Consider the following 17,938-nt stretch of genomic DNA (forward strand, 5'->3'; position numbering starts at 1 on the left):
GCGAGGTCATCGCACGCCTCGAAGGCGACGACCTGACCACCCGCCTGTTCGCCGCCGCAGCCGCGGCGAACCTCGCCGGGGGCGACACGAACCCGCTGGAGCATGCCGCCGCCGCGGAGAACGCCGAGATCCGCTCGTTCGCCCAGGAGCGGCTGAGATCGTCGCACTGAGACCCGCTGCGGCGCGCTGACGCGCTATCACGCTGAGAGAAGGACCGAGGCGCACCAAAACGAGCTGAGGCGGCCTCGGGGTGAACCAGCGGGGATGGCCGGCGGGCCCGTTGTCGCGGCGGCTGACCGCAGCCGCTGGAGTGGCATGGGTCCACGGACGCCCGCCGGGTGCGGCGCGGGGCGCCGGGTGGGCTGTGCCGTACATCCGCTGCCCGTCGAGCTACTGGCCGAACTTCGGGAACGCCCCAGAGCCTTAGGAACAGCGGGAACTGCAGAAACTTGGCAGGGCCTCAGAAGCCGCTTGGACGAGTAAGACTGATCTACCAGTGGGCCGGATGGGCGAGCGATGGCGGCACCTTCGTGCCGGCGTCGCCCTTCGCCGCGTCGAGTTGTGACTGGATGAGGTAGATGCTCCCGGTGAGGTCGGCGCCACCGAGATCGGCGCCCCTGAGGTCGGCGCCGATGAGGTCGGCCTGCCTCAGGTCCGCGCCCCGCAGGTCGGCCCCGATCAGGTAGGCCCCCCTCAGGCTCGCGCCTCTCAGATCGGCGCCCCGCAGGTCGGCCCCGATCAGGTCGGCGCCCCGGTGATCACGCTTCTTGCGCTTGACCTCGGCTCGCGCCAGTTCGCTCGCGCGCAGCAGCAGGGCGTTGACGTCTCGCCGGTGTGCCTCCAGGTCCAGCTTCAGGAGGAATTCGGGGCTTTCGTGCGTGAGACGTTCGGTCTCCTCCAGCGCGCGGCCGAGCTCGCCGTACATCGGGCGGGCGGGACGCAGGGTCAGCGCCTCGGCCAGATACCAGAGCAGCTCGTGAAGTGGCCGCATGACCGTGAACACGTCGAACATCTGCTTCGCGGTTCGCGGGGCCTGCCGCCAGTCCTGCCCGCCGTACGTGACCTGGGCGACCTGCTGGCCCGCGCCGAAGCAGTCGAAGACGGTGCAACCCCGGAAGCCCTTCTGGCCGAGATCGTGGTGGATGCCGCAGCTGAAGTCGGGGCTCAGGTTGGGACACGGCTGCCCGGCCCTCTTGTCGATCGCGAAGTCCGCCGATGCCGAGAACGCAGGGGCGACGCAGCACAGCGCGAAACAGCGCATGCAGTCCGCCCGCAGATCGAGGCGACCCCTGCCGGGCAGAGGTTCGGGGCGGTCACGGTTATCGGACAAGGGACTTGACTCCTGTCGGGATGCTTGGGCGGTCGCCCCACAACCAGTATGCAGGCCCCCCTGCACGGCCTGCGGTCACCCCGCCCGGCCGTCCCGTTCCGCGGCTTCGCTCCTTCCCCGGCAAGCGGATTCGAGCTCGCTCTCGACATATCCCCATATGGGTATATAGTTTGCCGTATGGCACGAGCAGCGACGACAACGGATGCGTTCAACGCGGTGGCCGAGCCGCGGCGGCGGCAGATCCTCGACATCCTGGCCGGCGGCGAACGACCCGTGAACGACCTCGTCGCGCTTCTCGGCCTCGCACAACCGCTGGTGTCCAAACACCTGCGGGTGCTGAGGGAAGTGGGGCTGGTGGAAGTACGCGACGAGGGACGACAGCGGATGTACCGGCTCAACGGTCACCCGCTCAAGTCCATCCACGACTGGGTGAAGAACTACGAGCAGTCGTGGACGCAGCGCTTCGAGCAGCTCGACGTCGTCCTCGCGGAACTCAAGGAAGCGGAAGGTGGAGACGATGGCAACGGCAACTAAGGGCACCGCTGTGGTGACGGTCCCGACGGACACGCAGATCCTGATCACGCGGGAGTTCGACGCGCCCAAGCACCTGGTCTACCGGGCGTGGACCACGCCCGAGCTCATCAAGCGCTGGTGGAGCGGGGGCAAGGGCCAGATCACGAGCGTCGAGGTCGACCTGCGGGTCGGCGGCGCCTGGCGCTACGTGATGGTGGCGAACGCCGGATTCGAAGTCGGCTTCCACGGGGAGTACCTCGAGATCGTCCCCAACGAGCGCATCGTCTCCACCGAGGTCTACGAGGGCGCGCCCGAAGGAGACCCGGCGGTGTGCACGCACACGTTCACCGAACGGCACGGCCGTACGACCCTCACGCTCCTCACCCAGCTCACCATTAAGGAGACGCGCGACGCGATCATCGACTCCGGCATGGAGAGCGGCATGCAGGCAGGGTGGGACCTCCTGGAGGAGATCGCGATCTCGCTGCGCTGAACACTTCGATCGCTACGGGACCGCCGGGAAAGAACGACGCTGCAGGCAAATCTTGCCTGGCGCGAGCTGCCCTTTCATGACCACGCGTGAACGGTCTTCTCGTCGATATTGACGATCTTCGTTCGCACCGGCTCGGCTCAGTCCATCACCGATTCTCCGCCGGGATAGGCGAAGGACGACCGGGGCGAATAGAACCCCCACACGATTTCCAGCGGGTCGGCGGGGCGCAGGGCATGGACAGAGTGGCTCGGCTCCAGAAACTCGAGTGACACCACTTCGAACGGGTCGACCGGTTCCGCGGCGAACGGGTAGATCCCGCTCACCTTCTGCCCGTCGACCTTCGTGATGTAACGCAACTGGCCGCGGTTGACCGCCGTGCCGGTTTTCCCGACCCGCGCGGTCGTACGGATCACCGGCACGCCGTCGGACTCGGTCGTGGCGACCAGGTTCCGGCCTTTGACCTCGATCGTCGTACGGCCGACGGTGGCGGGCGCACCTCGATCCCCCGCATACTCGCGCACCACCGGACTGGAGTTGAAGTAGTGCGTCCACCAGCGGCCGGGGGTCACACCGTCAGGAGCGTAGGCGTCTTCCAGGTCCGGCCCGATGTAGGTCAGCGAATACGCGCCGAAGCCCGAGGTCTGCTCCGGCCGGTCCACGACGTACTGGTTCATGAAGACCTGCCGGTTGGCCATTGGCTTCAGACCATCGGGCACCAAGGCCTCCACCGCATCGGGATCCGCCGGCACCCAGCCGAAGTAAATCATCCGGCTATTGACGACAAGCTGAGGAGCCACGAGATCGGGCATGAATTCTCCCTTGCTGTCAGCGGCATATAGCCGAACCATACGGTAAGTCCCTAAGGGGAACAATGGCGGCTATGAAAGTCCGGCGGGACTGGAATAATGAGGACTCACACCCCGCAGGGCGAGCCGTACAACGGGATGACGTGCTCCAGGCTGTGGAGATATCGCACGGCGAGCGCTGACCGACAAGCCGCACCGTGGCCCGGCGGGTAACGGCCGACCCTTTCGATCATCCATCCGAGCCGGCCACCGTATGACCGACACCGGTGGGGCCCCTGGCTGCGCGGGCAGCCGACCGACGGGTTCACCGCGGCGGTGACCACTGATCGTGCCGGCGAGCAGCTCGCCCTGGTTGCCGGCGTCATGAAGCATGCCTGCAAGCCAGGCGGCCGCCAGCAGCCCACCGGATACGGCCTGGGCGCCTCGGCCGAGCCGGCGGCCGTCACCAGCCCAGCGGCGGTCAGCGCCAGTCAGCCCAGCACGTCGAGGGCCAGCTCGGTCAGGTGCAGCCCAACGTGCTCGCCCACCGCGAGCAGTGCCCTTCAGCCGAAATAAAGCCGGTCGATAGCGGACTCCCCTAACGTAGGCGCGATCTTGCGAGCGACACGAAAGGGGACACTCGTATGCGTCTGCGCACAGGCGTATTCCTCCGCATAGACGACCGTTGCAGCCGCGAGGACGAGATTTCTAGAACGTACGCGCGAGCCTGAACGGCTAGCCCGGGTCTTCCCAAGGGGTGTGCATGGAGGTTCGATTGCTTGGGGGTGTCGAGATCTCGCGCAATGGCATGTCCACGGGGCTGCCGTCGTCCCGTGTGCGCGGAGTCTTGGCCATTCTTGCGCTGGAGGCAGGACAGTACGTCTCTCGCACGAGGATCAGCGATCTGCTTTGGGACGACGCTCCCGCGTCCGCGTCAAGCAACCTGAGCACCTATGTCGCTCTATTACGCAGATACCTGAGAAGGGTCGGAGCGGATGGGCTGGTCGGCACGCTGCAGGGCGGAGGCGGAGGTTACTCACTGTCAATCGAGTCGGCTCGGGTGGATGTTCACTCATTCAGCAGGCTTGTGGAGGGTGGCAGAGCCGCGCTGTATCGGGGGGACCTCTCTGCGGCGGAGCGAAGCATTGCTCAGGCGGTGTCGCTGTGGCGGGGCCCGGCGGGACTTGACACCAGCGCATCGGAAGCTCTTCGGTCGAGACTCGAGGACTTCTCCCGTCTCTACATGGACCTACGCGTGGATCGTTCGGAGGTGATGCTGCTCGCCGGCGACCTGCTGGAGTCTCTCCGGGAAGCACTCGCCGTCGTGGCCGAAGACCCGCTTCGCGAGCGAGCATGGGGGCTGGTCGTCCGGGCGTACTACCTGCTTGGTCAGGATGGGGCCGCGGACAACGCGTACCGCAAGGCGGTGCATGCACTCCGGAGCGAGCTGGGCGTGGATCCCTCGGCCGGGCTTCGACGCATCCACGCAGCCATGCTCACTCGCAACGACGAAGTCCTCCGACGACTGAATCTACGTTCGTGAGGGGGTTTGCGGGGTCGCATCGGGATCGGCCGGGCGCCGCCGGCGGGGGGCGGCTGCGATCATTCCCCACGGGCGATCTCGAGGCCCTTTACCTCGGTGTTCGGGCCTGCCGCTGTTCCTTGTTCCCCGCCGGAAAGATGCTCTTCTGTGCGCCCTACCGAGGTGCGCAGAGGAACCTCCCTCAGGATCCAGCCGATCGCGAACACCAGTGCGGCAAACGGCAGGCCCCACCAGAAGACGCCTTGGATGGCGTCGGCGACAGCGGCGAGGAATGACTCCTTCACCTGGGGCGGGATCTTCGAGACCAGATCCGGGTCAAGGGTGGCGTCGCCCCCACTCGGCAGCGCGCCGGCACCCGGAATCCTGGACAGCGCGGCGTCCAGCCGATTGTTGAAGATCGAGCCGAACAGCGACACCCCGACCCCAGCACCGATCAAGCGGAAGAGGATCGACGTGCTGCTCGCCACGCCCATGTCACGCTCCTGCGCGCTGTTCTGGGCGACGAGCATGGTCAGCTGCATCGACACTGCCACCCCGACCCCCAGCACCACCACGTACACCCCGGACATGAACTTCGTGGTGTCCACGTCGAGCCGGGTGAGCAGGTACATGCCGACGGTCAGGACCGCCCCGCCCAGGATCAGGAAGATCTTGTACCGACCGGTCCGGGTAATGATCTGCCCGACCAGCGGGCTGATGATGAGCATTGGCAGCATCATCGGCAGCAGCAGGATCCCGCTGCTCGTGGCGGAAGCGCCCTGCACGGTCTGCTGGTACAGCGGCAGGAACGTCACGGCGCCGAACATCACGAACCCCACGAGGAAGCCGTGCAACACGGCCACGTTGTAGTTCCGGTTCCGGAACAGTCGCAGTGGCAGCATCGGTTCGGCGGCTCGCCGCTCGACGAGTAAGAACAGGACGGTCGATACCGCGCCGACGATACCGAGTGCGATGATCTGCCAGGAGCCCCAGTCGTACCGCACCCCACCCCAACTCCACATGAGCATCAAGGCGCAGGTAGCGACGATCAGCAGGACCGCACCCAACCAGTCGATCTTGTGTTGGGCCTTGCGACGAGGCAGGTGCAAGGTCCATGCGACCAGGGCGAGCGCCACGATCCCGAGCGGCAGATTGATGAAGAAGACCCAGCGCCAGGAGAGGTGGTCGGTGAGGAATCCGCCGAGCAATGGGCCGCCGACCGTGGCGACGCCGACGACCGGCGCGCCATAGCCCAGGAGCTTGCCACGTTCACGCGGCGGAACGAGATCACCGAGTATCGCCAGCACGCTGACGACCAGGCCGCCTGCGCCGAGGCCCTGCAGTGCGCGGAACCCGATCAGCTCCGCCATGTTCTGCGACAGACCCGACAGCGCGGACCCCGCCATGAAGATGACGATCGCAGACATGAAGAGCTTCTTACGCCCGTAGAGGTCTCCGAGCTTGCCGTAGAACGGACCGGACACGGCCATGGTCAGGAGATACGCCGTGGCAACCCACGACAGGTGCTCGATGCCGTCGAGCTCGCCGACGATCCGAGGCATCGCGGGGCCGACGATCAGATTGTCGAGATTCGCGAGCAGCATGCAGAGCAACAACCCGGACAGCGCCACATAGAGGTGCCAGTCAACCTTCCTGGATGCGGCGTGGGCTACCGCCTCCGTGTTGACCACGCGACCCCTCCAGACCTGCGCCTACTCCCTTTCCGTCTGGTGAGCGACACCACATCGCCAAGGGCTGCCAGGAGGAGCAGCGGGAGCGATGGAGGATGCAGCCGTCCTTGCCGCATCGTCGATCACCGCGTCCGGTGAAGCAGCAGCGGCACTGCCTGACTGAGGCCGCTCTTGGTGTAGACCGATGTGTCGTTCATTCGGGGGAAGGGCTCCGCCGGCACCGGGACGGCGAGGAATTCGCAGAGAGGTTCCCAACCCGATTTGACCTCGTAGACCAGCAACCGGTCGGCAGGAATAGCCTCCACCACCTGGTCCGTGTGCGCGTTGAACAGCTCGATGGCGCGTTCTAGTGTCCGCTCGGCCGGCGATCTGAAGGTCTGCGTTTCAAGCGAGGTCTGAATCAGCTTGACCATTGGCGCGAAATCCGTGCCAAGCACCGACGACATCAGGACGGCGGCCCGGCCCGGCAGCGAACTGAGGCGGCCTCGTCGCTTGAACAGCGTTCTCCGCATGCTGCCCAGCCAGCGCTCCGGGTCGCGAACCGTGTGAATGAACTTCGCATCCGGGTAATACTCGGCGAGCTCCCGCCAACGGACAGTCATCGGACCGCCCACACATGATTCATATCCGGCGAGCACATCATCCCACTTCACCGTGCCGCCCTCGACGGCTGAGAGCAACGGCCGGATCAGTTCAGGATGCCGAAATATGACCTCAGAGTGCAGGCACGGTCCGAAGCCGAGTCGCTCCAACGCCGTCGTAAGGGTCGTTGTCCCCGTTCGGCCGAACCCCGTACCTATGACACGCATCGTGGTCTCCTTCTTACTGGCGGGTGGTTGGGTTACCGGTAATTGATTGGGCGGGCTCCGCCACCGGCGAGGGCGCGACAGTCAGCATCGACCGCCCGGACACCGAATACTGCTTTGTGGGGATCGATGTCATTGAGACTCCTCAAGGGAGACCAGCAACTCCTGTGTGCGATGGTCGGACAGGCCGGCGGGGTCATCGAGCTCGTACCGATAGGGCTTCGCGGCGGCTGAGTAGAACACCCAATCCAGGCGCCACCATGTCCACCATCTGCCTGCCGGCCAGCTGGTGGGATACGGGGACGATCCCGCAGAGACCACCGCCTCCCGCAGCCGAGCGCGCAGATCGCCCATTGCAGCGTTTGCCGGGCCGGCGTTGAAGTCTCCGGCCACGAGCACTGGGAGGTTGTTCCGTTCGATGTCGCCCATCAAGCCGTGCAGCTGCGCCTGCCAGTTGGCATGGCGTTCCCGGACAAGGGTCAACCCTCGCGCGGAGACCGCCTCATAGACCGGGAGATGCACGTTATAGACCGAAAGCCTGCTGTCGCCTACCTCCAGGTCGGTGCGGAGCACCTTTGCGGCCTGGAAGGTCGTGACAAAGTCGGCTGCGGAATGAAGTGCCCGATCGGGGCCAACTCGTGGCTGTGCCTTTATGGGGAACCGCGACAGGGTGATGAGTTCCCCACGGGTGGCGATCGAAAATCCGGGAAAAGCACGGCGCAATTCAGCCAGACGGTCGATAGGTTTCGCACGCTCAGTCGCTGCGTTCCAGTAAATGTACTCTTGAAGCAGGTAGATGTCCGCACGTTGGGCGATCAGAAAATTCAGAAACCGCTCCGGATCACCGCCTTGATCCCAGTACTCGGTGTTCCACGCGAAGACGCGCATACCACCGGTCAGCGCCAAACTTTCGCCGCGCCCCAGGACAGACGGGCTGAATCCGCTGATCGGCAGGCCCAGGGCAAGGGCGGCGAGTGCCAGAGCTACGCTGAGTCGACGCGGCCACTTCCGCATGGATGTCCGTATGACACCCACAAGAGGTAGAGCCACCAGCAGGATCAGCGGTACGGCCAGGTAGACGAGCGGTGGTAAGAGATCCAGTGGCATCAACAACCACCAACGCCCGCTGAACAGCCGGGTCACGAGGACGACGACCAGCCAAACCGTTGCCGTACCGACCAGCACCCGTTCCAGCCGACACCACCGACTGCGAGCCGGCACTGCGGACCCAAGATCGGCCTTCTCGATCTGACGTTCAATCTGCGATGGCTCTGGCATTCTCTATGCTCTCAAAGCTGCGAAAACAGGGCATCGGTCAGGGCTGAAGACGGGCCAGTACACGAAGCTGTGCTGAACGCGCTTGCCCATCCGGTCCTTCATCAGCCATGCCCGCCTTCCACAGCAGCAGGCTTGTCATAGAGCCCACGGAATCTCGAACTGGCGAAATAGGAAATGATCCCGGCGGCTACTCCGGCACCGACCGCGAGAGCAACAATATAATGTATGACGGTAAAGTAGCAGAGAAACGCCACTCCACGCTCCCGCCATACGAATCCATACATCCCAGCGTCCGAAATGATGAATCCAATCAGCGCCAAGACGGCAACCATGGACAGGAGCGGGACGTAGAGAGAGGCCAGTGCGAAGGCGCAGGCGACGCCTGCGGCCAATACCCCCAGAGCCCGCTCCCGAGTTTCGAATCCAGTCATGAATCGTCGACGTCCCAGGTACAAGGGTACGCGAAGCCGCGCTCGACGGAACAGCTTCCGCATGAGCGGAATCAGCTTATCGTCGTCATCATGGGATCCTACGACTCGATCGCTCAGCAACAGGCCGTAGCGACGGCTCAGTCTGTATCCGTAATCAACCTCCTCGGTCTGCCAGAGTTCTTCGTTGAATAGCCCGATTTCATTGAAGGCATCACGTCGTATTGCGCCGAGCGAGAAGAACCCGACGCTCACCAGCCCCACAGAACTCTTACGCCAGTAATGGGCCTGGAATGAACGATATTCTTCCAGAAGAGAATCGCGAATCAGCGGCGCCTTCGCATAGATTCCACACACCGACCCGATACTGTCGTCTTCCCGCAGGTGCCGGACCGCTTCAGCGATGGCGTCCCTCTGAAGAACGACATCCGAGTCCACGAAGAAGAGGATGTCCCCCGTCGCGCTGATCGCGCCGACGTTACGGGCTGCAGCCACTCCGGAGTTCTTCTCTGTCCTGATGATGCGGCATGGAAACCCGGAAGCGATGTCGACACTGTTGTCGGTGGAGTTGTCGTCGACAACGATCACCTCACGAGGAGGCGCCGTTTGCCTATATATGGCCTCAAGACAGAGCCGCAAAGTCTTCGCGTAATTGTAATTAGGTATTATCACCGAAACACCGTCAAGCATGATTTCTCCCACGACATCTCATTTGATGGCCATCATTACGCTAGGGAATCAGGAAACACAGTGCCCATAGGATGATCACGCTACGCAGAGTGCGGTCGCCGACCAGCAGTCTGGTCGGATCAGCGCCCTTCCCGCCTACGAAGACGGCTTGGAGATAACGGGCCAGACCGAACATCGCCAATATGCTGGACGCACCTATGATGAGCCATCCCTTGGTTTCATTTGGCACGGTGTCGCGGAGGAAGGCCACATAGCTCACCAAGGTGATTGCTCCGCTCATTGAAATGAGAGCGGCTATCAGCTGGTCTGAGTATCCGACAAGGGATGGGCGATGCCGTACAGCGACAGCAGAATTCTCGCCCATCATTTCGTGCCGCCGTTTTCCAAGGGCCAGAAGCATCGACACAGAGAGTATGCAGACTGTGGCCCATGGCGACATTCCCATGCCGACAGCCAATGCTCCACACGCCGCCCTCAGGACGAAGCCCGCGGCAAGCACAATAATGTCCAGCAGGGCCACGTGTTTGAGGACCGTGTTGTACGAGAAGGTCAGCGTGGCATACAAGGCCACGGGGATCGCCAGATCCAGCGGACGGATGACAATCGCGGCTCCCGCGAGAAGGTACAGGAAGGCGGCCAGAGCGATGGCCTGTTTTACGCTGACTGCGCCGCTGGCGACCGGGCGATGGCACTTGACGGCGTCGACGGAATCGCGTTCGCGATCGAGTACGTCATTAATGACGTACGTCGCCGCGGCCACGAGGGTGAAGAGGAGCGCGCCGAACGCCGCCGCGATGAAGTTTGGGAATGTCCAGAGCGCACCAGTGAGGAACGGCAGGACGAAAACGACAAGATTCTTTATCCACTGCGTCGGCCTCAGAAGAGTGATGAGCGATGACCATAGATTCCGCTGTTCCGGCTTGCTTATGCGCATACTCAATGGAGAAGCCGCCACAAGTAACAACCTTTGCTAAAATAAGGCCTTGGCCATTCGGAGAGCTCCCTGCCGCCAGGCATCACCATGAGTCTGACCCGCGCGGGACACGGCACTTTTCTCGACATGCGTGCGATACCAGTCATATGTACGAAGCAGTGACTCGGCGTTGGAATATTTCGGCTCGAAGTTCAGTAGCGACTTCGCTTTATCGAGCGACACATATGAATCCGCGGTCAACTTATGGGCCAGGCGCTTGTATACGGGAGAGACACGCATAAGCTCAAGGAGCCTGAGGGCTGCTACGGCGGGACGACTCGGTATCGCCACAACCCTACGACCATGGCCGGCGGCGTCGAGGATCGCCTGAAAGTCCTGACGAAGAGTGCTGAAACGATCAGCGGCGACATTGAAAACGTCATCGACGACCTCGCGAGGCCGTTCGATGACTTCCAGGATGACGTCGCACAGATCGTCGACATCCAGCATCTGGGACCGCACGTCTCCGCCGCCGAGCAAGGGAAAGTCGCGGCCCTCGCTCGCCCACTCGAAGAGCATGGCGAATATCCCCAGACGCTCTGGACCGAGGAACGTTTTGGGACGTAGCACGGGGATGCACAGTCCCTTGTCGCGGAATTCCATGCAGACGCGTTCAGCAGCGATCTTCGCTTGGTTGTATGGATCGATGCCCTCAAAGGGGTGGTCCTCGGGCGTTGGCCGTACATCCGGCAATCCGTACACTGCCGTAGACGAGATGTGAACGAATCTCTCGACCCCGTTGTTTTGAGCCGCGACGAGGAGGCGACGAGTCCCCTCGACGTCCACGGACCAGACTTCTTCACGACGATGGCTGGGCAAGGCGGCCGCGCAATGGACGACGACATCGACATCACGCATGAGGCGGTCCAGCAGATTGGTGTCACGGATGTCGCCCACCGTCGTGCGTATCCCAGAGATCGCCTGACCGGGCCGGACATCAAGCGGCAAGATCGCGTATCGGTGGAACGGCGTGCCGGCGAGGCGTCGGACCAGATGGCGGCCGAGGACTCCGGAACTGCCAGTAATGAGTACCCTGGGCGAAGCTTCCATTGATCGTTCCCCCTCAAACATGTCTCGAAGGACAGGCGTCCTTATAAGGACATGGCCTCAGGATTTGTGGTCCCACGAGGAAAGAGCGATGAATAGAGGACGGCAACTCTTGTGCAGTGGCCACTGACTAGCCCGGACCAACTACCTCGGCAGTCGCCGCATTTTAGAAGCAGTTCGGGGAGCGGCCTGTAGTGCGTGATGTATCAGCTCGGATTGATCTGCCTTCCTGGATGGTCTTTTGTGTGTGCTCCCGGGTTGAGGAATCAACTCATTGCGGTGGGCTTAAGACCATGTCAACACAAGAAGACACATGTTCTCCACATCCTGTGCATATTGCGGTAAGTCCATTAGTGGCGACCTAGCGTGACAGGATGGATTTGCAATCGGTCTGACGTTGCGGCGGTTATAGTGCGTTGGCCGCCCAGCGCTGGTGGTGGGCGCGCAGCCATTAGGACCCATTCGTTTAGGAGCGGCTCGTGCAGCGACTGCGAATCGATCTGGTCACCCCTGAGTTGGGCCACGGTGGGGTGGAACACCAACTCTCGATCCTGGCGCGGGGCCTCCGGAGCCGGGGAATGGACGTGCGCGTGCTCGCCCTCCTGCACGGTGGCGCCCACGAGGACGCGCTTCGCGAGGCCGGGATTCCTGTCGTCAAACTCGGCTTCACCACGCGCGCCGAGGCAGGGTGGCGATGCCTGTCCACCAACGCGCTGGCCTTCGTCCGTCTTGTCGGCCTGCTGCGCCGGTCCCGCCCCGACATCCTGCACGCACACCTGTTCCGCGCGTATGCGGTCTGCCTGCCGGCCGCCAAGCTCGCTGGGGTGCCGCGAATTCTGGCGGGCCTGCACAACATGGGCCGCCACCTGACCGGGCGGCACCTGCTGATCCTCGACCGCGCCGCTACGAGGCTGGCCGACGCCGTCACCGTGGTCAGCCGCGCCGTCGCCGAGTACGCGAGTGATCGGTTACGCGTACCGGCACCAAAGATCGCCGTCATTCACAACGGCGTCCCCGACCAGGCCTTCCACCCTGCCCGGCCCTCCCAGCTCGACACCCCGAACCCGCTGGTGGTGTGCGTCGCCCGGCTGGCCCCGGTGAAGGGGCATCGGCATCTGTTGGATGCGCTGGCCCTGCTCCGGGACCGCGGCAACAAGACCACCACCGTCCTGCTCGGCGACGGACCCGAACGCGACAGGCTCCAGGCTCACGCCGACCGCCTCGACCTCGATGTCCGCTTCCTCGGCTCGCGTTCGGACGTGACCTCCTGGCTGGCCCGCGCCGACCTCGCCGTCCTGCCGTCCCTCACCGAGGCCTTCGGCCTCGCCGCCGCCGAAGCCATGGCCACCCGCACCCCTCTCATCACCACCAACGTCGATGGCCTCCCCGAAATCGTGCGCGACCACGGCATCCTCGTCCCCCCAGCCGACCCCCAAGCCCTCGCCGACGCGATCGAACGCCTCCTCGCCGACCGGCCACACGCCGAACGCCTCGCCGACGCCGCCCAAACCTGGGCCCGCGAGCACCTCCGCGCCGACACCATGATCGACAAGTACCTCGAGCTCTACCGCACACCCGCCCGATGAGCGGGGCGGCGCCCGGAGTGGCGAGTCCGCGCGAACTACGCCAGAGAGGCCACCAGGCGGGCGCCGATGACGATTGGGGCCGCCGGTGGGGAGTGGTGTCCTCGTCCGGGTGGCACTAGTCTGCCGAGCATGCGCATGCTGCACCTCGGGCTGCGGGTCACCGATCTGGAACGCTCGCTCGCCTTCTACACCACGCTCGGGTACGCCGAGCTCGGCAGCGTCCCCGAGACGGCGTTCGGCAGCCTGACCATGCTCCAGCTGCCCGACGATCCGTTCGTCAGCCTCGAGCTCGTGCACGACCCCGCGAGACCGGTTGAGGACATCGGCGCCGTCAACCACCTCGTCATCCAGGTGAACGATCTCGATGCCACGATCGCCGATCTCGCGGCCAGGGGCGTCACGGCCGAGCCGCCGGCGGAGCCGGGGCCGGGGATCCGGACATCATGGCTAACCGACCCCGACGGCTACCGGATCGAGCTCGTGCAGTGGCCACCCGGCCATCCGGCCGGCATGACCGCGGCCGATTTCGCCTGACGTGTTGCATCGAGGCCGGCTTTCAGCTGTGTGCAGGCTCAGCTCAAGCGGCGGCGGCTCGGGGCGTCAGACTCTTCCGTGGCGTTGCCGGTGATCGTAGGATCGTCCGCGTGGATCTGGACGACACCGCCGCCCGGCTCGGGGGACCTCGACGTCTGCGTCAAAGCACGTGCCAAGCGCTCCAGAACCGGCAAGGTGGGGATGGTCCCGCCCGCCTCGAAGCGCACCACCTCCGACTTGGTCATGCCCGCCTCACGTGCCAGATCGTTCTGGCTCCAGCCTCGCCTCTCACGCATGGCCCTAGCCGTTCTGCCCAGTTCATAGGCAAGACGTGCGGCCTCCGCCGTACCCGGCTCGGCCATCCGGCGATCTCTGAGCTCTCGCGGGCGCTTGTGCTCTCTCATCGAAGCTCCTACCAGGCAGGCGACCCCGGTCCCTACGAGCGTGTATCCATGGCCGACGTCTGCCCCGACAACCACGTCAGCGTCCACTCCGGCAGCCACGCCCCCTTGGGCTGCCGGAAACCATCGAGTCCGGAGCGGTCAACGCGATCGTGTGCCGGCACGTGGGCAGGTTGCCACAATGGCCACGAGATGGAAGGCGTGCTCGACCTGGCGACCGTCATCGACGAAATCGCCCTCGCCATCCCGACCGGCCGCGTCATCGCCCGCATGCCGGCAGTCGCCAACTCGCGATCGAGACCAGGGAGCGTCTCACCCGGGACGGACTGATCGCGCACGTCAGCCGATGGCGCGCCACGTACCCTGCTTGTAGACCTTCTTACTGTTGCGGGTGTCGAGGTTGTAGGCCCAGCCCGCCTTGCTCTGGTGAGCGGTCCATCCCTGGTCGTACTGCTTCTGCTTCTCACAGCCCTTGTTGTTCTTGGCGTACCAGTCACTGCCGTAGGTGCGCCCGCTCTGCTTCCACTGGCTCTTGAGCCAGATATAGGGACCGTAGTTATCGCACCTGGTGTCCCTGGTGACGAAGCTCATGAAGTCCTGGTTGTAGTAGGTTTTCGCGCCGTACTTCACGGTGCAGTTCCGCTTGACGGCGCCCTCGACGGTGGCACCGGTGACCGAGCCTTTGAACGTCAGCGCGCTCTTCTTGCAGTTCGTCACGCTCGCGGGCTTGGCATCCGCCGACGCGGCGGGGGCGCTGAGGGCGAACCCGGCCAGGGCCACCGCCGTGCCGACGAACACCGCGGCCGCCCGCGTCTTCTTGATCCCCATTTCATACAACCCCTTTCAACCGTTTTGTGCTGTCCCCAGATCACCCTAGGAAGCTCGGGTATGTCGCCGGTATGTCACGCTTCGCGAAGACGAGGCCACGGGACTTGACGCCAAAACGGATCGGGCCGAGATCGGGACCCGATGCTCCTGGTGTAGCGGTCCACTTGAGGCAACAGATAGAAGCCTGATCTGACTAGGGGTCCGCGGGTTCGGCCGGAGGCGGGAGTACGGAGGCGACGGCCGTACGGCTCGCGCGATTGACGACGCGGTGCAGGGCGATCAACCCAAAGCCAAGCAGTACGAAGCAGACAGCCAACGCCACTGCCATGAGCGAGACTGCGCCGTACCCGAACCTTTCCACATCCAGAAATGGATAGGGGTATCGCTTCCATGCGTCCTGAGGCAGCAGAGCGCCCCGCGTCAGGGCGAAGACCAGATACGCCATCGGGTAGGCCAGCCATACAAGGGCAGCCGCCCATTTCGGCCGAAGGGCGGTCCGGTCGAAGACCAGCCAGTCGATCACGGCCATGATCGGTGTCACATAGTGGAGGAGGAAGTTACCGAAGCCGAGACCAGAGAGGGAGAGGTGCTCGAAGGGGTTGGCTCCACCCATTCGCACAAAATGCCAGACCAGCCCGGTTATCACGATGTAGAGCGTCACCGCGCCCTTGACCTCGGCGGAAGGCCGCCGTCTGCTCACCACTCGCCAGGAGTAATATCCCGCGAGCATCAGATTGCTCTGCACGGTGAAGAGCACGAGCGGGTTCAGAGGACTGGCCAGGGCCATCCACGTATAGATCAGGCCGACCACCGCGGCCAGGATCAGCACCCAGCGGAACGTCGTCGCCCAAACCATAGAGATCACCGTCGCACAGACCACATCCCCCGGCCGGCTCTTCAAGCAGAGACGTTCCGGGTCACGGGCATGAGATCACAGATCGCCCGGGGGGGAACCCTCTGGCAACGCCGTACATCGCCACCGAATGCGCCCAAGGAACTGGCTCAGGAACAAGGGCACGGATGGCCCCGGACCTTGACCCGCCTCCCTACCGAGGCTCAGCTTCAAGGTGTCGCCAAGGCTCTGGCCCCAAGATCCTCATCGCTTACGAGCCACGGAGCCGATCGGCGAGCTGCGCCAGGTAGAGGGAGCGAGGTGCCAGCCCCGAGCGGTTGGTCCCCTCCACATAGCCGGTCTGGTGGTTGGTGTACCAGTTCTGCCCGGTGACGATGCCGGTGGTGCCGATGGCGAAGTTCTGGGCGGTCGGTGGAGTCTGCACGCACAGCTTCTTGCCGTTGTCGACGGTGCAGTTCCACGCCACGCTGTTCACCGAGGACCAGCCATGCGCCTCCCCCCTGTCTCCGCGATTGTGCAGGGCCAGGACCCATTCGTTCTCGCTCTGGCTGGACAGTTCCTGGATGTTGTCGTACAGGAGCCCCTGGCTCCACCGGTGATGGCCGCCGGTCTCGTTGTAGCCGAGCTTGTTGTACCCGTTCAGCCACACATTGCCAGAGCAGGTGCTCGTCCCCGTGCCGATGAAGGCGTGCCGCGCATGAGCCGCCACCAGGTCGGTGAAGAGGACCTGCTGGGCCATGCCACCGGCGCAGAAGCTGTACCGCTTCCCTCCGATGATCTGGGAGCGAGGTTGCACGGCCCGAACCCGCTGCACGGTGACCCGCGTGCTGCGCTGCACCCAGACGCCGGAGACCGAGAAGTGCAGGAGCGCGGCGTTCATGACCCACGCGTCCTCGACCCTGCTGACGAAGATGCAGTTCTGCGGGTGGTCCTCGCTGGTGCTCGACGGATCGCCCATGTCGATGCGGAGGTTCTCCACACCGACATTGCGGACGAGCCCGGCCCGGTCCCAGACGTATACGTAGGACTGGGACAGGGACCGTCGTAGATCGTTGAAGACGGGGGCGCAGATGATGATGTCGTTGCCGACGATCTTCCGGATGTACCTGTTGTACACGATGGGCAGCTCGCCGGGGGCCCAGGGAGCTTCGTTCACCATGCCCCCGCCGTTGATCGCCTCGTTCCACTGCTGGGTGTGCGGGTGATTGATGATGATGTTGTCGCCGACCTTGAGGTTGGCCGTCGATGCCAGGGTGATCCGGCGCTGTCCGGTCGTGACCAGGCTGGAGGTGATGCCGGTCTTGGTGCCGGGCACCTCTGATTCCCAGCCGCCGGACGTACCACCGACGAAGAGGACCGCGCTCCTGCTCCCGTCGCCGGTGCCGGTGATGACCGTGTTGACCGACGTGTCGGCTTCCTTGCCGACCCCGCGCAACACGACACCGTCGCGCTTCATCCGGAGCGTGCCGTCGACGATGTAGTGACCGGCCTTGAGGAGCAGCGCCCCTCTGAACCCGTTGGCGCCGAGCGGCATCGTGCCCACCTCGTCGAGCGCGGCCTGAATGTGCGCGGTGTTGTCACCCTTGACAGGGCCGATCTCCTTGACGACTGGGACGGACGGGATCGGCGCCTGGCCATTGCGGTACCCGGCCCAGCTGAAGTCCGGGATCACCTTCCCTCGTGAATCCGGCTTGTAGACAAGTCGGCCATCGGCGCCCGGGTAGACAAGCCGGGAATGCCATGTGGCCGCCTGCGCCGCGTCGGGGGCCAGCACGTCACGGGTCAGGGACGCGGCCGCCCCCACGACCACGGCCCCGCCACCGATCCTGAGCAGGCTGCGGCGCGATAGAGATCCGGGCATGGTGTGTTTCTCCTCCAAGGGCGCCCCGGCCCCAACTCTCCGACCACCGAGGCGGGGTCGGAGCTTGTCCGTTGAGTCGGGGAAAGACATACAGAGGGTAGAGAAGGGCGGTATGTTTCCCCTATATCGCCGGAGTCATCCCGAAGCTGCACACCTCGCCGATCGCGAGCCTTCGTCCGGTTCCGGTCGATCACCAACGTGATCGTCGCCGTCGCAGACTTGCGCTGGCGCCTCCTTCTTGCTCGGTCTACACGGCATCATCACGGCTTTCCTGCGCAACGGCCAAGTCGCCCTGATCGAACTTTTCTCTATCTCCGCA

The 17,938-nt window shown here is 64.2% G+C and carries 17 protein-coding genes; 5 read left to right on the forward strand and 12 right to left on the reverse strand.

The annotated features are described in order from the left end of the window. Positions 1–490 precede the first annotated feature (490 nt). Positions 491–1,261, reverse strand: coding sequence for a pentapeptide repeat-containing protein (locus tag MBA17_RS17675; protein WP_238497992.1), 771 nt, complete (start codon positions 1,259–1,261; stop codon positions 491–493). 246 nt (positions 1,262–1,507) lie between these two features. Between MBA17_RS17675 and MBA17_RS17680 the strand changes: the two genes are divergently transcribed. Together MBA17_RS17680 and MBA17_RS17685 are read left to right on the forward strand one after the other, a co-directional pair. Then, complete coding sequence (locus tag MBA17_RS17680; protein WP_238497593.1) at positions 1,508–1,864, forward strand: ArsR/SmtB family transcription factor; 357 nt, start codon at positions 1,508–1,510, stop codon at positions 1,862–1,864. After that, entirely contained in the window at positions 1,848–2,336 is a 489-nt protein-coding gene (locus tag MBA17_RS17685) for an SRPBCC family protein (protein ID WP_238497594.1), read from the forward strand. The genes MBA17_RS17680 and MBA17_RS17685 overlap by 17 nt, the downstream gene beginning before the upstream one ends. A 137-nt stretch (positions 2,337–2,473) precedes the next feature. On the opposite strand, the gene MBA17_RS17690 is transcribed toward MBA17_RS17685, so the two are convergent. Continuing rightward, complete coding sequence (locus MBA17_RS17690) at positions 2,474–3,145, reverse strand: acetoacetate decarboxylase family protein (RefSeq protein ID WP_238497595.1); 672 nt, start codon at positions 3,143–3,145, stop codon at positions 2,474–2,476. A 739-nt stretch (positions 3,146–3,884) separates the two neighbouring features. Between MBA17_RS17690 and MBA17_RS17695 the strand changes: the two genes are divergently transcribed. After that, complete coding sequence (locus MBA17_RS17695; protein WP_238497596.1) at positions 3,885–4,664, forward strand: AfsR/SARP family transcriptional regulator; 780 nt, start codon at positions 3,885–3,887, stop codon at positions 4,662–4,664. 59 nt (positions 4,665–4,723) lie between these two features. On the opposite strand, the gene MBA17_RS17700 is transcribed toward MBA17_RS17695, so the two are convergent. From MBA17_RS17700 to MBA17_RS17725, 6 genes are all read right to left on the reverse strand, one after another. After that, positions 4,724–6,334 carry an MDR family MFS transporter gene (locus tag MBA17_RS17700; protein WP_238497597.1) on the reverse strand — a complete coding sequence of 537 codons (1,611 nt, stop codon included), beginning with the start codon at positions 6,332–6,334 and terminating at the stop codon, positions 4,724–4,726. 122 nt (positions 6,335–6,456) lie between these two features. Beyond that, positions 6,457–7,143, reverse strand: coding sequence for a sulfotransferase family protein (locus MBA17_RS17705; RefSeq protein ID WP_238497598.1), 687 nt, complete (start codon positions 7,141–7,143; stop codon positions 6,457–6,459). Positions 7,144–7,272: 129 nt separating this feature from the next. Further along, entirely contained in the window at positions 7,273–8,325 is a 1,053-nt protein-coding gene (locus tag MBA17_RS17710) for an endonuclease/exonuclease/phosphatase family protein (protein WP_238497599.1), read from the reverse strand. 194 nt (positions 8,326–8,519) lie between these two features. Continuing rightward, a complete protein-coding gene (locus MBA17_RS17715) occupies positions 8,520–9,536 on the reverse strand; it encodes a glycosyltransferase family 2 protein (RefSeq protein ID WP_238497600.1) in 1,017 nt (338 codons plus the stop codon). Positions 9,537–9,576: 40 nt separating this feature from the next. After that, positions 9,577–10,491, reverse strand: a complete 915-nt coding sequence (locus MBA17_RS17720) for a UbiA prenyltransferase family protein (protein ID WP_238497601.1) — start codon at positions 10,489–10,491, stop codon at positions 9,577–9,579. 15 nt (positions 10,492–10,506) lie between these two features. Further along, positions 10,507–11,559 carry an NAD-dependent epimerase/dehydratase family protein gene (locus MBA17_RS17725; protein WP_238497602.1) on the reverse strand — a complete coding sequence of 351 codons (1,053 nt, stop codon included), beginning with the start codon at positions 11,557–11,559 and terminating at the stop codon, positions 10,507–10,509. Between the two features lie 476 nt (positions 11,560–12,035). Here MBA17_RS17725 and MBA17_RS17730 point away from each other — a divergent pair, with 476 nt between their 5' ends. Then, positions 12,036–13,142 carry a glycosyltransferase gene (locus MBA17_RS17730; protein WP_238497603.1) on the forward strand — a complete coding sequence of 369 codons (1,107 nt, stop codon included), beginning with the start codon at positions 12,036–12,038 and terminating at the stop codon, positions 13,140–13,142. Positions 13,143–13,271: 129 nt separating this feature from the next. Further along, positions 13,272–13,676 (forward strand): VOC family protein, encoded by a 405-nt coding sequence (locus tag MBA17_RS17735; protein ID WP_238497604.1) that lies wholly within the window; start codon positions 13,272–13,274, stop codon positions 13,674–13,676. Positions 13,677–13,714: 38 nt separating this feature from the next. Here MBA17_RS17735 and MBA17_RS17740 read toward each other — a convergent pair whose 3' ends face one another. The 4 genes from MBA17_RS17740 to MBA17_RS17755 form a co-directional block, all read right to left on the reverse strand. Continuing rightward, complete coding sequence (locus tag MBA17_RS17740) at positions 13,715–14,080, reverse strand: helix-turn-helix domain-containing protein (RefSeq protein ID WP_455432782.1); 366 nt, start codon at positions 14,078–14,080, stop codon at positions 13,715–13,717. 336 nt (positions 14,081–14,416) lie between these two features. After that, positions 14,417–14,905, reverse strand: coding sequence for a hypothetical protein (locus MBA17_RS17745; RefSeq protein WP_238497605.1), 489 nt, complete (start codon positions 14,903–14,905; stop codon positions 14,417–14,419). Positions 14,906–15,098: 193 nt separating this feature from the next. After that, entirely contained in the window at positions 15,099–15,806 is a 708-nt protein-coding gene (locus MBA17_RS17750) for a Pr6Pr family membrane protein (protein WP_238497606.1), read from the reverse strand. A gap of 202 nt (positions 15,807–16,008) precedes the next feature. Next, the gene (locus MBA17_RS17755; protein ID WP_238497607.1) at positions 16,009–17,619 is read right to left on the reverse strand and encodes a hypothetical protein; all 1,611 of its coding nucleotides are present in this window, start codon (positions 17,617–17,619) and stop codon (positions 16,009–16,011) included. Between the last annotated feature and the right edge of the window lie 319 nt (positions 17,620–17,938).

It is taken from the genome of Dolomitihabitans soli (assembly GCF_022213955.1).
Classification (GTDB): Bacteria; Actinomycetota; Actinomycetes; order Streptosporangiales; family Streptosporangiaceae; genus Streptosporangium_A; species Streptosporangium_A soli.